At 72.0% G+C, this 13,923-nt stretch carries 13 protein-coding genes and 1 tRNA gene; 13 read left to right on the top strand and 1 reads right to left on the bottom strand.

The features are described 5' to 3' along the window. Window position 1 precedes the first annotated feature (1 nt). The 9 genes from fdxH to ACODT0_RS17295 all read left to right on the top strand — a co-directional run bounded on the left by fdxH (window position 2) and on the right by ACODT0_RS17295 (window position 9,315). Window positions 2–967: a formate dehydrogenase subunit beta gene (gene fdxH / locus ACODT0_RS17335; RefSeq protein ID WP_489041805.1), complete on the top strand. Its 966-nt coding sequence runs from the start codon at window positions 2–4 to the stop codon at window positions 965–967. Beyond that, the gene (locus ACODT0_RS17330; RefSeq protein ID WP_261214860.1) at window positions 964–1,587 is read left to right on the top strand and encodes a formate dehydrogenase subunit gamma; all 624 of its coding nucleotides are present in this window, start codon (window positions 964–966) and stop codon (window positions 1,585–1,587) included. Before fdxH ends, ACODT0_RS17330 begins: the two co-directional genes overlap by 4 nt. Window positions 1,588–1,636: 49 nt before the next feature. Next, the gene (gene fdhE / locus ACODT0_RS17325; protein ID WP_057592952.1) at window positions 1,637–2,653 is read left to right on the top strand and encodes a formate dehydrogenase accessory protein FdhE; all 1,017 of its coding nucleotides are present in this window, start codon (window positions 1,637–1,639) and stop codon (window positions 2,651–2,653) included. Continuing rightward, window positions 2,653–4,101 carry an L-seryl-tRNA(Sec) selenium transferase gene (gene selA, locus ACODT0_RS17320; RefSeq protein WP_489041804.1) on the top strand — a complete coding sequence of 483 codons (1,449 nt, stop codon included), beginning with the start codon at window positions 2,653–2,655 and terminating at the stop codon, window positions 4,099–4,101. Before fdhE ends, selA begins: the two co-directional genes overlap by 1 nt. A gap of 31 nt (window positions 4,102–4,132) precedes the next feature. Further along, window positions 4,133–5,248 carry an acyl-CoA dehydrogenase family protein gene (locus ACODT0_RS17315; protein ID WP_057592950.1) on the top strand — a complete coding sequence of 372 codons (1,116 nt, stop codon included), beginning with the start codon at window positions 4,133–4,135 and terminating at the stop codon, window positions 5,246–5,248. A 10-nt stretch (window positions 5,249–5,258) separates the two neighbouring features. Continuing rightward, window positions 5,259–6,119: a phosphate/phosphite/phosphonate ABC transporter substrate-binding protein gene (locus tag ACODT0_RS17310; protein ID WP_422096061.1), complete on the top strand. Its 861-nt coding sequence runs from the start codon at window positions 5,259–5,261 to the stop codon at window positions 6,117–6,119. After that, entirely contained in the window at window positions 6,085–7,290 is a 1,206-nt protein-coding gene (locus ACODT0_RS17305; protein ID WP_489041803.1) for a ferritin-like domain-containing protein, read from the top strand. The genes ACODT0_RS17310 and ACODT0_RS17305 overlap by 35 nt, the downstream gene beginning before the upstream one ends. A 10-nt stretch (window positions 7,291–7,300) precedes the next feature. After that, window positions 7,301–9,208, top strand: coding sequence for a selenocysteine-specific translation elongation factor (gene selB / locus ACODT0_RS17300; protein WP_489041802.1), 1,908 nt, complete (start codon window positions 7,301–7,303; stop codon window positions 9,206–9,208). A 14-nt stretch (window positions 9,209–9,222) separates the two neighbouring features. Further along, window positions 9,223–9,315, top strand: a tRNA-Sec gene (locus ACODT0_RS17295). 150 nt (window positions 9,316–9,465) lie between these two features. Here the strand turns inward: ACODT0_RS17295 and selD are convergent. Continuing rightward, window positions 9,466–10,533 (bottom strand): selenide, water dikinase SelD, encoded by a 1,068-nt coding sequence (gene selD, locus ACODT0_RS17290; RefSeq protein ID WP_413762512.1) that lies wholly within the window; start codon window positions 10,531–10,533, stop codon window positions 9,466–9,468. A gap of 74 nt (window positions 10,534–10,607) precedes the next feature. Between selD and ACODT0_RS17285 the strand changes: the two genes are divergently transcribed. Genes ACODT0_RS17285 through phnE form a run of 4 tightly spaced genes read left to right on the top strand, consistent with a single transcriptional unit; the run spans window position 10,608 to window position 13,915 of the window. Continuing rightward, window positions 10,608–11,465 carry a putative selenate ABC transporter substrate-binding protein gene (locus ACODT0_RS17285; RefSeq protein WP_489041801.1) on the top strand — a complete coding sequence of 286 codons (858 nt, stop codon included), beginning with the start codon at window positions 10,608–10,610 and terminating at the stop codon, window positions 11,463–11,465. A gap of 22 nt (window positions 11,466–11,487) precedes the next feature. Then, the gene (locus ACODT0_RS17280; RefSeq protein WP_057592944.1) at window positions 11,488–12,300 is read left to right on the top strand and encodes a phosphonate ABC transporter ATP-binding protein; all 813 of its coding nucleotides are present in this window, start codon (window positions 11,488–11,490) and stop codon (window positions 12,298–12,300) included. After that, on the top strand, window positions 12,297–13,124 hold the full coding sequence (locus tag ACODT0_RS17275) for a PhnE/PtxC family ABC transporter permease (RefSeq protein ID WP_489041800.1): 828 nt from the start codon (window positions 12,297–12,299) through the stop codon (window positions 13,122–13,124). Before ACODT0_RS17280 ends, ACODT0_RS17275 begins: the two co-directional genes overlap by 4 nt. Beyond that, a complete protein-coding gene (gene phnE, locus ACODT0_RS17270) occupies window positions 13,121–13,915 on the top strand; it encodes a phosphonate ABC transporter, permease protein PhnE (RefSeq protein WP_261214882.1) in 795 nt (264 codons plus the stop codon). The genes ACODT0_RS17275 and phnE overlap by 4 nt, the downstream gene beginning before the upstream one ends. The last annotated feature ends 8 nt before the right edge of the window (window positions 13,916–13,923 follow it).

The following is a 13,923-nucleotide window of genomic DNA, read 5'->3' as shown; positions in this document are numbered from 1 at the left end:
GATGTCCTCTCTTCAAACCCTAGACATCCTCGCCCGCTCGGCCACCACCACGCCCTCGCCCGAGGTCCGCAACCGCCCGCAGGTCCAGCAGGTGGCGAAGCTGATCGACGTGTCGACCTGCATCGGCTGCAAGGCCTGCCAGGTCGCGTGCATGCAGTGGAACGACCTGCGCGACGAGGTCGGCACCACGCACGGCACCTACGACAACCCGGTCGACCTCACGCCGGCCTCCTGGACGGTGATGAAGTTCTCCGAGGTCGAGCCCGAGGCCGGCAAGCTCGAGTGGCTGATCCGCAAGGACGGCTGCATGCACTGCGACGACCCGGGCTGCCTGAAGTCGTGCCCCTCGCCGGGCGCGATCGTCAAGTACGCCAACGGCATCGTCGACTTCATCAGCGAGCATTGCGTGGGCTGCGGCAACTGCGTCACCGGCTGCCCCTTCGACGTGCCGCGCATCAGCAAGGTCGACAACAAGGCCTACAAGTGCTCGCTGTGCTCCGACCGCGTGGGCGTGGGCCTCGAACCCGCCTGCGTGAAGGCCTGCCCCACGGGCGCGCTGCACTTCGGCACCAAGGAGGACATGCACGAGTACGCGTCGGAGCGCATCGTCGACCTCAAGGAGCGCGGCTTCTCGAACGCCGGCGTCTACGACCCGGCCGGCGTGGGCGGCACGCACGTCATGTACGTGCTGCAGCATGCCGACCGGCCCGGCCTCTACGCCAACCTGCCGAAGGATCCGCAGATCAGCCCGCTGGTCTCGCTGTGGAAGGGCGTGGCCAAGCCGCTCGCCATGGTGGCGATGATCGGCGCCGTGGTCGGCAGCTTCTTCCACTACATGAAGACCGGCCCGATCGAGCCCAAGGAAGACCATCCGGACGCCGACCTCGACGGCAAGCCCGACGAGGTGGTGGTGATCGAGGAACCGCCGGCATCGGCCCGAGTAGAGACCCGAGGAGAGACGCGATGACCCGCTACTACCTTCGCCGCTACCGCGATGCCACGCGCATGAACCACTGGTTCGTGGCGATCATGTTCTTCGCGGCCGCGCTCTCGGGGCTGGCCTTCTTCCACCCGGCGCTGTTCTTCCTCACCAACCTGTTCGGCGGCGGGCCGTGGACGCGCATCCTGCATCCCTTCCTCGGCGTGCTGATGGTGCTGGGCTTCGCGTTCCTGTTCTTCACCATGTGGCGCGAGAACATCCTCGACCGCGGCGACCGCGAGTGGATCGCCAACGCGCCGAAGATGCTCAAGGGCGACAAGTCGAGCATGCCGCCGGTGGGCAAGTACAACGCGGGCCAGAAGCTGGTGTTCTGGGCCTTCGGCATCAGCCTGCTCCTGCTGCTGGTCACGGGCTTCATGTTCTGGAGCCCGTGGTTCGTCCACTTCTTCCCGATCCTCGTGCGGCGCATCGCGGTGGTGGTGCACGCGGCCTCGGCCGTGGTGCTGATCCTCTCGGTGATCACGCACATCTATGCCGCGATCTGGGTCAAGGGCACCCTGCGCGCGATGACGCGCGGCACCGTCACCGAAGGCTGGGCCAAGCTCAACCATCCGCTGTGGCATCGCAAGATGACGCGCGGCGAATGAGCATCCACCCTGCATTGCGATCCGGGCGATTCGCTGTAGAGTCGTCCGGATGAGCAGCAGCCCACCGATCCGCACCACGCGCGTCCTCGAGCCCGAGCAGATCGCCATGCAGGCGGGGCGGCAGATGCCCTTCCTGCGGCTGCCGGTGCGCGCCGCGGCCTTCTCCGACCGCCAGCTGCGGCTGCGCCAGCTCGCGGCCTCGCACCCGATGCGCGAGTACCTGATCTTCATCGCCGACCTCGCGCAGGCCCAGCACCAGGTGCTGCAGGACCACGCGCCGGTCGCGCTGCCCGAGGCCGAGGCGCTCGAGGCCGCGTCGCGCGCGCTCAAGCCGCCGCTGCCGGCCTTCGGCTGGCCGCGCGATCCGGTCTGGCGCGCCGAGCTGCGCCGCCTGCTCGGCCTGTTCCGCGCGCGGCTGTCCGAAGGCCCGGCGCGCGACACGCTCGATCGCGTGGTCGCGGCCGACGACGACTGGCTCGAGCAGCAGGCCGACCGGCTGTCGCGCCGCATCATGTTCGGCCTCGACCTCGCGGCCGCGCCGCTGATCGCGGCCGGCCTGCAGGTCTACTGGACACAGCTCGTGCTGCAGGTGGCGCAACGGCATGGCGAGAACATCTTCGGCCGCACCGACCCCGGCAACCTCTGCCCCTGCTGCGGCAGCGCGCCCACCGCGAGCATCACGCGCATCGGCGCCGACGAGGCGGGCTTCCGCTACCTGCACTGCGCGCTGTGCGGCACCGAGTGGCACTACGTGCGCATCAAGTGCACACACTGCGAGAGCACCAAGGGCATCCACTTCGAATCGCTGACGCCCGAGCCCGGCATTGCACTGCCCGCCACCGGCGCGCGCGAGGGCGCGGTCAAGGCCGAGTGCTGCGACACCTGCGGCCACTACCTCAAGCAGATCGCGATGGAAAAAGACCCTGAAGTCGAACCGGTGGCCGACGACCTCGCGAGCGTCACGCTCGACCTGCTGGTGTCGGAGAACGGTCACCAGCGCAGCGGCCACAACCTGATGCTGCTGTTCGGCGACCCTGAAATCCCCGACGACGGCGGAGGCGGCTGATGGCAGCGCCCGAAGAGTCCGTGGTCCACGGCTCGACGGCAAGGCCCCAGGATCTGCCTTCTGTCGATCGACTGCTGCGCGCTCCCGCCGCGCAAGCCCTCGTGGCCGAGCATGGCCACACGCTGGTGGCTGGCGAGGCTCGCGCCTTGCTCGATGCCTTGCGCGCACGCGCCCTGGCCGGCCAGTTGCCCGCCGCCGAGGTGCAGGCCGGCGCGCTCGACACCACGCTCGCGCGGCGCATCGCGCAACGCCTCGCGCCGCGCATGCGCAGCGTGCTCAACCTCACCGGCACCGTCATCCACACCAACCTGGGCCGCGCGCTGCTGGCCGATGCGGCGCTGCAGCGGCTGCTCGAGGTCATGACCTCGCCCAACAACCTCGAGTACGACCTCGCCACCGGCAGCCGCGGCGACCGCGATTCGCTGGTGGAGGACCTGCTGCGCACCATCACCGGCGCCGAGGCCGCGACCGTGGTCAACAACAACGCGGCCGCGGTGCTGCTGACCATCGCGGCGCTGGCGCGCGAGCGCGAGGTGATCGTCTCGCGCGGCGAGCTGGTCGAGATCGGCGGCGCCTTCCGCATGCCCGACGTAATGGCCAGCGCGGGCGCGCAGATGGTCGAGGTCGGCACCACCAACCGCACCCATCCGCAGGACTACGAGCGCGCCATCAACGCGCGCACCGCGCTCGTGATGAAGGTCCACACGAGCAATTACGCGGTGCAGGGCTTCACCGCCGCGGTCGACGAGGCCACGCTGGCCGGCATCGCCCATGCGCGCGGCGTGCCGCTGGCCACCGACCTCGGCAGCGGCTCGTTGATCGATCTCGCGCACTACGGCCTGCCGCGCGAGCCGCTGCCGCAGGAGATGCTCGCGGCCGGCTGCGACGTGGTCACCTTCTCGGGCGACAAGCTGTTGGGCGGCCCGCAGGCCGGGCTCATCGTCGGCAGCAAGGAGGCCGTGGGCCGCATCCGCAAGTTCCCGATGAAGCGCGCGCTGCGCATGAGCAAGCTGCCGCTGGCCGCGCTCGAGGCCACGCTGTCGCTCTACCTGCGGCCCGAGCGCCTCGCCAGGGACCTGCCGACGCTGCGGCTGCTCACGCGCCCGGCCGATGCGATCCGCGAGCTGGCGCAGGCGCTGCTGCCCGCCGTGCGCGAGGCCGTGGCGCCGCGCTTCACGGTCGAGGTGGTGCCGCTGCTCGGGCAGATCGGCTCGGGCTCGCTGCCCGTCGAACGCCTGCCCTCGGCCGGCCTCGCGCTGGCGCCGGCCGGGACCGCGAAGAAAGGCCTCGGCACCGCGCTCGATGCGCTCGCCACCGCGCTGCGCGGCCTGCCCTTGCCGGTGATCGGCCGCATCGCCGAGGACCGGCTGCTGCTCGACCTGCGCTGCCTCGAAGACAGCGCCCCCTTCTCGGCCCAGCTCGCTTTGCTGCGCGAGCGGCTCCAGTGATTTACCTCAACCCCGACCTCAGGAGAATGCGATGAACCCGCTCGACGCGCTCGCCGATATCGACAAGGAAGTCCTCCAGCCGCTGGCCCCCCGCACCGATGCCGAGGCACGGTTCCCGCGCGAGGCGATCGCGGCGCTAGGCAAGGCCGGCCTGCTCGGCCTGGTCTCGGCCACCGCGGTGGGCGGCCAGGGCCTGGGCCTGAAGGAGGCCGCGCAGGTGGTCGCGCAGCTCGCGCAGACCTGCCCCTCCACCGCGATGGTGGTCTGCATGCACTACTGCGCCACCGCGGTGCTCGAGCAGCAGGGCCCCGAGGCCGTGCGCAAGGCCGTCGCAGAGGGCCGGCACCTGAGCACGCTGGCCTTCTCCGAGGCCGACTCGCGCAGCCATTTCTGGGCCCCCACCGGCACCGCGCGCGCCGACGGCGACGGCGTGCTGCTCGATGCGCGCAAGAGCTGGGTCACCTCGGCCTTCGAGGCCGACAGCTATGTGTGGTCGAGCAAGCCGCTCGCGGCCGAGGGCGCGAGCACGCTGTGGCTGGTCGGCGCCAGGGCCGAGGGGCTGAGCCAGCCCGGACGCTTTGACGGCCTGGGCCTGCGCGGCAACGCCTCCACGCCGATCGCGGCGAAGGGCGTGCGCGTCGCCGCGAGCGATCGCCTCGGCGAGGACGGCAAGGGCTTCGACACCATGATGGGCGTGGTGCTGCCCTGGTTCTCGGTGCTCAGCGCCGCCTGCTCCGTGGGCCTGATGAACGGCGCCCTGGCGCGCGCCATCGGCCACGTGAGCCAGACGAAGCACGTGCACCTCGACAGCTCGCTGGCCGACCTGCCCACCATCCGCGCCTACCTCGCGCGCGCCCGCATCCAGGCCGACATGGCGCAGGCCCTGCTCGACGACACCATCGCCGCCATCGGCGCGGGCCGTGCCGACACCATGCTGCGCGTGCTCGAGGTCAAGGCCGCCGCGGCCGAGTCCGCGCTGACGGTGACCGACACCGCGATGCGCGTGTGCGGCGGCGCGGCCTTCCGCAAGGAGGCGGGCATCGAACGGCTGTTCCGCGATGCGCGCGCCTCGAGCGTGATGGCGCCGACCTCCGACGTGCTCTACGACTTCATCGGCAAGGCCATCACCGGCCTGCCGCTGTTCTGAGGAGGCGCCCGTGTCCGAACCGACGCTGATCATGGGCGCCGTGGCCTACGCGCCCAAGGTCGTCACCATCTGGGAAGGCTTCAAGGCCTTCTTCGCGCAGCACGGCCTGGCCTTCGACTACGTGCTTTATTCGAACTACGAGCGCCAGGTCGAGGCGCAGTTCGACGGCAGCATCCACCTGGCCTGGAACTCGCCGCTGGCCTGGGTGCGCGCCGATCGCATCGCGCGCGCGCGCGGCCGGCAGGTGCACGCCGTGGCCATGCGCGACACCGACTGCGACCTGCGCTCGGCCATCGTGGTGCGCGCCGACAGCCCGGTGCAGTCGCTCGACCAGCTGCGCGGCAAGACCATCGGCTTCGGCGCGGCCGATTCGCCGCAGGCCACGCTGATTCCGCTCGACCACCTGCGCGGCGCGGGCCTGGTGCAATCGCGCGACTTCCAGGCTCGCCTGTTCGACGTGCTCGGCGGCAAGCATGGCGACCACATCGGCGGCGAACGCGACGCGGCCGTGGCGCTGCGCGCCGGCGAGATCGACGCCTGCTGCCTGATCGACGGCAACCTGCTGGCCTTCGGCCTCGACGGCACCCTGCCCGCGGGCAGCACGCGCGTGCTGGCGCGCACCGGCGCCTACGACCACTGCAACTTCACCACCAGTCCCGATGCGCCCGCCGCGCTCATCGAGCGCTTCGTGTCGCTGCTGATGGCGATGCGCTGGGACGACCCGCAGGTGCGCCCGCTGCTCGAGCTCGAGGGCCTGCGCGAATGGCGCGCGGGCCGCACCAGCGGCTATGCGCTGCTCGAGCGCGCGGTCGACGACGAGCGTTTCTACGACGGCGATGGCCGCATCACCGCCACCGGCTATCGATATTGAGTCGCTGGGCCTCGACCAGGGCGCCCTGCTGCTCATCCGCCGCGCGCTGGCCGAGCGGCCCGTGGGCGGCGAGCTGCACGTGCGCGGCACGGCGCCGGCCTGGGAGCTGCACCTGGAGGCCTGGTGCCGCGGCCAGGGCCATCCGCTGCGCTTCGAGCAGGACGACCAGGGCATGACGCTCGCCCGCATCACGCGCGGCCCGCATGCCGAGGGCCGCTGGCGCGGCGCGCAGCCCACCGGCCATGCACGCGGCGACACCGAGGCCGAGGCTCTGCCGAGCTGGGGACTGGCCGCGCGCGGCGCGACGGTCGAGGCCGGCAGCCCCGATTTCTTCTTCTCGCTGCACCAGCGCCACGAGCTCTGGGCCGCCACCGCGGGCGAGCTCTACGCGCAGGCCGCGGCGGCCCAGTGGGACCCGGCCACCGCCATCGACTGGGCGGCGCCGTTCGAACTGCCGCCGGCCATCGAGGCCGCGGTGGTGCAGGTGATGACCTACCTGATCGAGAACGAGAACGCCGCGCTGCTGGTGCCCGCGCGCCACCTGGGCCAGATCCATCCGCACTTCCGCGAGGTGTTGCAGCTGCTGGCGCTGCAGTGCGCCGACGAGGCGCGGCACATCGAGGTCTTCACGCGGCGCGCCACGCTGCGCGGCCACGAGCCCGCGCTGTCGACGGCCGGCGGCCAGGCCTCGTTGCGCACGCTGTTCGAGGCGCCCGACTTCTCGATCGCCACCTTCCTGCTGGCCGTGCTCGGCGAGGGCAGCTTCGTCAACCTGCTCAACTTCCTGCAGGCGCATGCGCCCGACCCGGTGACGCGGCAGATCGCGCGGCTCGCCGCGCGCGACGAGGCGCGCCACGTGGCCTTCGGCATGGCGCACCTCGAGTACCGGCTGTCGGTGCAGCCCGAGTTCCAGGCCCGGCTGCGCAATGCGATCGAGTTGCGCTACGACGCGCTGGCGGCCACCGCGGGCCTCAACGAGGAGGTGTTCGACGCGCTGGTGCTGCTGGCCGCGGGCGCGCTGTCGCCGGCCGCCATCGCACACGGCCACGCGGCCGTGCAGCAGCTGCAGCGCGACATGGCGGCGGGCCGGCGCGCGCGCCTCGCGCGGCTGGGCTTCGCGCGCGAAGAGGCCGAGCGGCTGTCCGAACTGCACACGCGCAATTTCATGTGATGCTCGCGCCATGATCATCGGAACCGCAGGCCACATCGACCACGGCAAGACCTCGCTGGTGCGCGCGCTGACCGGCGTCGACACCGACCGGCTGCCCGAGGAGAAACGCCGCGGCATCTCGATCGAGCTCGGCTATGCCTACCTGCACGCGCCCGAGGGCGTGTCGCTGGGCTTCGTCGACGTGCCGGGCCACGAGCGCCTGCTGCACACCATGCTGGCCGGTGCCACCGGCATCGAGCATGCGCTGCTGGTGGTGGCGGCCGACGACGGCGTGATGCCGCAGACGCGCGAGCACCTCGCGGTGGTGGCGCTGCTCGGCGTGCGCGGCGCCACGGTGGCGATCACCAAGATCGACCGCATCGACCCCGCGCAGCGCGCGGCGCGGCTGGCCGAGGTGGGTGCCGAGGTCGAGGCCCTGCTGGCGCCGACGCCGCTCGCGGGCGCACCGCTGTTCGCGGTCTCGGCCGTCACGGGCGAGGGCATCGAGGCGCTGCGCGCGCGGCTCGTGGCCGTGGCGCGCGACGAGCGCGCGCGCGAGCCCGGCCTGGCCTTCCGCCTCGCGGTCGACCGCGCCTTCACGCTCGCGGGCGTCGGCACGGTGGTGACCGGCACCGCCTTCAGCGGCGAGGTGCGCGTGGGCGACGAGCTGCGCATCGCGCCCGGCGACCGCGCGGTACGCGTGCGCGGCATCCATGCGCAGAACCGGCAGGCCGAGCACGCGCAGGCGGGCCAGCGCTGCGCGCTCGCGCTCGCGGGCGTGGCCAGGGACGAGGTGCATCGCGGCGAGTGGATCTGCACGCCCTCGATCGCGCTGGCCACCGACCGCATCGACATCGAACTGAGCCTGTGGCCCGGCGAGGCCAAGGCGCTGCGCTCGGGCACCACGGTGCATGCGCACCTGGGCGCGAGCGACACCATGGCCTCGCTCGCGCTGCTCGACCGCGAGCTGCTGCAGCCCGGCGAAACCGCGCTCGCGCAACTGGTGCTGCGCGAGAAGATCGCCGCCTGGCACGGCGACCGCGGCGTACTGCGCGATGCCTCGGCCACGCGCACCATGGCCGGCGCGCGTGTGCTCGATCCCTTCGCGCCGGTGCGCTACCGGCGCACGCCCGAGCGGCTGGACACGCTCGCGGCCTGGCGCCTCGCAGCGCGCGACGAGCGCATCGCGGCCCTGCTGCGCCATGCACCGCTGGGCCTCGACACCGCGCAGGTGGCGCGCGCCCTCTCGCTGGCCGACGAGGCCGCGCTGCCGCTGCCCGGCGATGCGCAGCGCGTCGCCGGCACCGCCATCGCGCGCGCGCAACTCGAAGCGCTCGAGGCCCGGATCGTGGCGCGGCTCGACGACTTCCACAGCGACGCGCCCGACGAGGTCGGCCCCGACGCGCGCCGCCTCAAGCGCCTGGCCGGCCCGCGCACCGGCGACGCGCTGTGGCGGCATGCGGTCGAGTCGCTGGTGGCGCGCGGCGCGCTGGTGCGCAGCGGCACCTGGCTGCACCGCCCCGACCATGCGGCGCGGCTCGGCGAGGCCGAGCAGAAGCTCGCGCAGAAGCTGCTGCCGAAACTGGCCGACGGCGGCTTCGATCCGCCCTGGGTGCGCGACCTCGCCAAGGACTGCGGCGCGAGCGAGGCCGTGGTGCGGCAGACGCTCGCGAGCCTCGCGCGGCGCGGCGAGGCCTTCCAGGTGGTCAAGGACTTGTACTATCCGCAGGCGACGGTCGAACGCCTGGCGGCGATCGCGCGCGATTGCCTGCGGGGGCCCGAGGGCCTGCAGGCCGCGAGTTTCCGGGACGCGACCGGGCTGGGCCGCAAGCGCGCGATCCAGCTGCTGGAGTTCTTCGACCGGGTCGGCTTCACGCGGCGCGTGAAGGACACGCACCTGCTGCGGCCCGACACGGTGCTGTTCGAGGCACGGCCTTGAAGGGCCGTGCGCATGGGAGGGGATCGTCCCTGGTGGGGCGGCCGGGCTTCAAACCCGGTGGGTGGCGCCAGTCGTCGCTTGGAAGGTTCGACTCCTTCCCCCTTCCGCCTTTTGGCGGGCATTCGCCTGCTGCGCGATTCGATCTTGCACCTGCGATGCTCGACGTACCTGAGTACGTCTGCGCTTCTCGGCGCAACCTCGAACCGCTCGCTACGGCGACTGCCCACCAAAAGCTTGGACGATGGGCAACTGTATGGTCAGGGGACGACGCGCAGCGATGGGCCGTTCGCTTCCACGCGGCCGATGACGGCGGCGCGGTCGAAGCCCTCGTCGCCGAACACCTTCAGCACGGCATCGACGGCCTCCGGCGCGCAGCTCACGAGCAGGCCGCCCGAGGTCTGCGGATCGCTGAGCAGCGCCTGCGCGGTCGGCGGCAGGCCGGCGGCGAGTTCGACCTCGGCGCCGTAGCCGGCCCAGTTGCGGCCCGAGGCACCGGTGACGAAGCCCTCGGCGGCCATGGCCTCGACGCGGTCGAGCAGCGGCACCTTCGACCATTCGACGACGGCCGAGAGCTTCGCGCCGCGCGCGAGCTCGAGCGCATGGCCCGCGAGGCCGAAGCCGGTGACGTCGGTCAGCGCATGCACGCCCTCGAGCGCCGAGAGCGCGATGCCGGGCGTGTTGAGCTTCGTCGTGTTCTCGATCAGCTGGCGGTAGCCGGTCTCGGACAGCTGCTCCTTCTTGAGCGCGGCCGACAGCACGCCGACGCCCAGCGGCTTGCCCAGCACCAGCACGTCGCCCGCCTTCGCGTCGGCATTGCGCCGCACGCGCTTCGGATGCACCAGGCCCATGGCGACGAGCCCGTAGATCGGCTCGACCGAATCGATGGTGTGGCCGCCCGCGATCGGGATGCCGGCGGCGCGGCACACGTCCTGCCCGCCGCGCACGATCTCGGCGATGACCTCCACCGGCAGCTGGTTGATCGGCATCGCGAGGATGGCCAGCGCCATGATCGGCCGCCCGCCCATGGCGTAGACGTCGCTGATGGCATTGGTGGCGGCGATGCGGCCGAACTCGTAGGGGTCGTCCACGATCGGCATGAAGAAATCGGTGGTGGCGATCAGCGCCTGCTCGTCGTTGAGCCTATAGACGGCCGCGTCGTCGGCGGTCTCGATGCCCACCATGAGCTCGGGCGGGATCAGGCCGCCGCCATGGTTCTTCAGGATCTGCGAGAGCACGCCCGGCGCGATCTTGCAGCCGCAGCCGCCGCCGTGCGAAAAACTCGTGAGGCGCAGCGGCGCGAGCGGATTCATGAGAGTCGGGTTCATGGGCCGATTATCGAATCGGGCCCGCTTTCTACAATCCCGACCTTTCCAAAACCGCAAGCCGCCAAGGCGCATCCATGAAAAAGACACTCACACGACTGGCCCTTGCCCTGGCCTTCTCCGCCGCCAGCCTCGGCGCCTTCGCCCAGGGCGTGCTGCGCGTCTCGGCCATTCCCGACGAGGCGCCGACCGAACTGCAGCGCAAATTCACGCCGCTGGGCGACTACCTCAAGAAGGAAACCGGCATGGACGTGCAGTTCACGCCCGTGACCGACTACGCCGCCGTGGTCGAGGGCCTGGCCACCCACAAGATCGACCTCGCCTGGCTCGGCGGCTTCACCTTCGTGCAGGCGCGCATCCGCACCAACGGCGGCGCCGTACCGATCGTGCAGCGCGCCGAGGACGAGGTCTTCACCAGCAAGTTCATCGTGCCGCTGGACAGCGGCGCGAAGACGCTCGCGGACCTCAAGGGCAAGACCTTCGCGTTCGGCGCGCCCTCCTCCACCTCGGGCAGCCTGATGCCGCGCTACTTCCTGCTGCAGGCCGGCATCAACCCCGAGAAGGACTTCAAGACGGTCGCGTTCTCGGGCGCGCACGATGCCACCGTGGCCTTCGTGGCCGCCTCGCGCGCCGAGGCCGGCGTGCTCAACGCCTCGGTGTGGGACAAGCTGGTGGAGGCCAAGAACCCCAACGCCGTCAAGGTGCGCGTGCTGGCCACCACGCCGACCTACTACGACTACAACTGGACCGTGCGTCCGGGCCTCGACCCGGCGCTCACGAAGAAGCTCACCGACGCCTTCCTCAAGCTCGATCCGGCCAACCCGGCGCACAAGGAGATCATGGCGCTGCAGCGCGCGAGCAAGTTCATCCCGACCAAGTCGTCGAACTACGACGGCATCGAGACGGCGGGCAAGTCGGCCGGCCTGATCAAGTAAGCACAAGCTAGAGAAAGCGCGCATGGGTTTCTCGCTCGACGGCGTGGGCGTGGTGCACCCCAACGGCCAGCGCGCGCTGGCCGGGGTGAAGCTCGCGGCGCGCGACGGCGAACGCCTCGCGGTCATCGGGCCCTCGGGCGCGGGCAAGACCACGCTGCTACGCGTGCTCGGGGCCGCGCTGCGACCCGGCGAAGGCGAGGTGCGAACGCTCGACGCGCGGCCCTGGCAGTTGCCGGCCGGTGCGCTCAAGAAATTGCGCGCGCGCATCGCCACCGTGCACCAGGCGCCGCCGATCGCGCCGCGGCTGCGCGTGGTCACGGCCGTGCTCGCGGGCCGGCTGGGCCAGTGGTCGAGCTGGCGCGCGCTGGCCTCGCTGTTCCATCCTTCCGACATGGCCGGCGCGCACGAGGTGCTGGCGCGCCTGTCGCTCGAGGACCGCCTGTTCGAGCGCTGCGACCGGCTCTCGGGCGGGCAGCTGCAGCGCGTGGGCATCGCGCGCGCGCTCTACCAGCGGCCGGCGCTGCTGCTGGCCGACGAGCCGGTCTCCGCGCTCGACCCCACGCTGGCCGATGCCGCCGTGGGCCAGCTGGTCGCGCAGAGCGAAAGCACGGGCGCCACGCTGGTCGCCTCGCTGCATGCGGTGGACCTGGCGCTGCGCTGGTTTCCGCGCGTGGTCGGCATGCGCAACGGCCAGCTGATGTTCGACCTGCCGACCGCCGAGCTCACGCCCGCGCTGCTCGACGCGCTCTATGCCAGCGAGGGCGGCGTGGCACTTCAGCGCGCGCCGCAACCCGTGGCGGCCGAGGCGGCCTTCCAGCGGCCGGGCTGCGCTTGATTGCGAGCGCCGTCCACCGCGATCCGCAGGCGCGGCGCCGGCTCGGCTTCGGGCTCGCCGCGCTGGTCGTCGCCTGGCCGATGCTGACGCTGGCCGAGTTCAAGCCGTGGGCGCTGTTCGGCAGCGGCAACCTCGCGGTCATCGGCGGCTTCCTCGCGGGCTTCCTTCCGCCCGACGGCTCGCCCGCCTTTCTCGCGCTGCTCGCCAAGGCCACGCTCGAGACGCTGGCCATGGCCACGGCCGGCACCGCGCTCGCGCTGCTGATCGGCGCGCCGCTGGCCTTCGTGACCACGCGCGCACTGTCGATCTCGCGCATCGGCCCCGGGCCGGGCCGCGTGCGCGCGGGCATCGTGCGGCAGGCGGCGCGCTGGCTGCTGATGGTGCTGCGCGCGATCCCCGAGATCGTCTGGGCGCTGCTGTTCGTGCGCGCGCTGGGCCTCGGTCCCGCGGCCGGCGTGCTGGCGCTGGCCATCACCTACGGCGGCATGCTCGGCAAGGTCTACGCCGAGATCCTCGAATCGACCGACACCCGCCCCGCGCGCGCGCTGCTCGAGGCCGGCAGCGGCCGGCTCGCGGCCCTGTGCTATGGCCTCTTGCCGCACACGGCGCAGGAGCTGGCCTCCTACACCGTGTACCGCTGGGAGTGCGCGGTGCGCGCCTCGGTGGTGATGGGCTTCGTCGGCGCGGGCGGGCTGGGCCAGCTGATGGACCAGTCGATGAAGATGCTCAACGGCGGCGAGGCCAGCAGCATCCTGCTGGTGTTCCTGCTGCTGGTGCTGCTGGCGGACGCGATGAGCAACGCGCTGCGCAGGCTGCTGGCATGAACCTGCCGCCACGTCCTCCGCCCTGCGTGCGCTGCCGGATCGCGCTGCTGCTGATCGCGGCGGCGGTGGTCGCGAGCTTCGTCTACCTCGGCATCGATTACCGCGCGCTGGGCTCGGCCGAGTCGCTCGCCCTCATGGGCAAGTTCATCGCCGAGTTCTTCCCGCCCGACCTCTCGGGCGGCTTCCTCGCCAAGGTCGGCCATGGCGCGCTGCAGACGCTCGCGGTGTCGGCGCTCGGCACGGTGCTCGCGGCGCTGGCGGGCGCCCTGCTCGCGCTGCCCGCATCGGGCCGCGCCGGCTGGCTGCCGCGCCACACCGCGCGCTTCGTCCTCAACCTGCTGCGCAGCGTGCCCGAGCTGGTCTGGGCCGCGCTGATGGTGCTGGCCGCGGGCATCGGGCCCTTCGCAGGCGCGCTCGCGCTGGCGCTGCACACCACGGGCGTGCTGGGCCGCCTGTTCGCCGAGGCGCTCGAGAACGCGCCGCGCGAGCCCGAGCACGCGCTGACGCTCGCGGGCGCCGGCCCGGTCGCGGCCTTCAGCTACGCCAGCCTGCCGATCGTGCTGCCGCAGTGGGTGGCCTACACGCTCTACCGCTGGGAGATGAACATCCGCATGGCCGCGGTGCTGGGTTTCGTGGGCGGCGGCGGGCTCGGGCAGCTGCTGTACTTCCACCTCTCGATCTTCCAGCAGCAGCAGGCGATGACGGTGCTGCTCGCGATGTTCGCGCTGGTCACGCTGGTGGACTTCGCGAGCGCTCGCCTGCGCCGGGGACTCGGTCCCGCCTACGCCTGAATCCGTCG

Source organism: Variovorax sp. FG153, from assembly GCF_057809595.1.
Note: the sequence above shows the minus strand (reverse complement) of the source record. Positions and strands in the feature narration are given on the sequence as shown.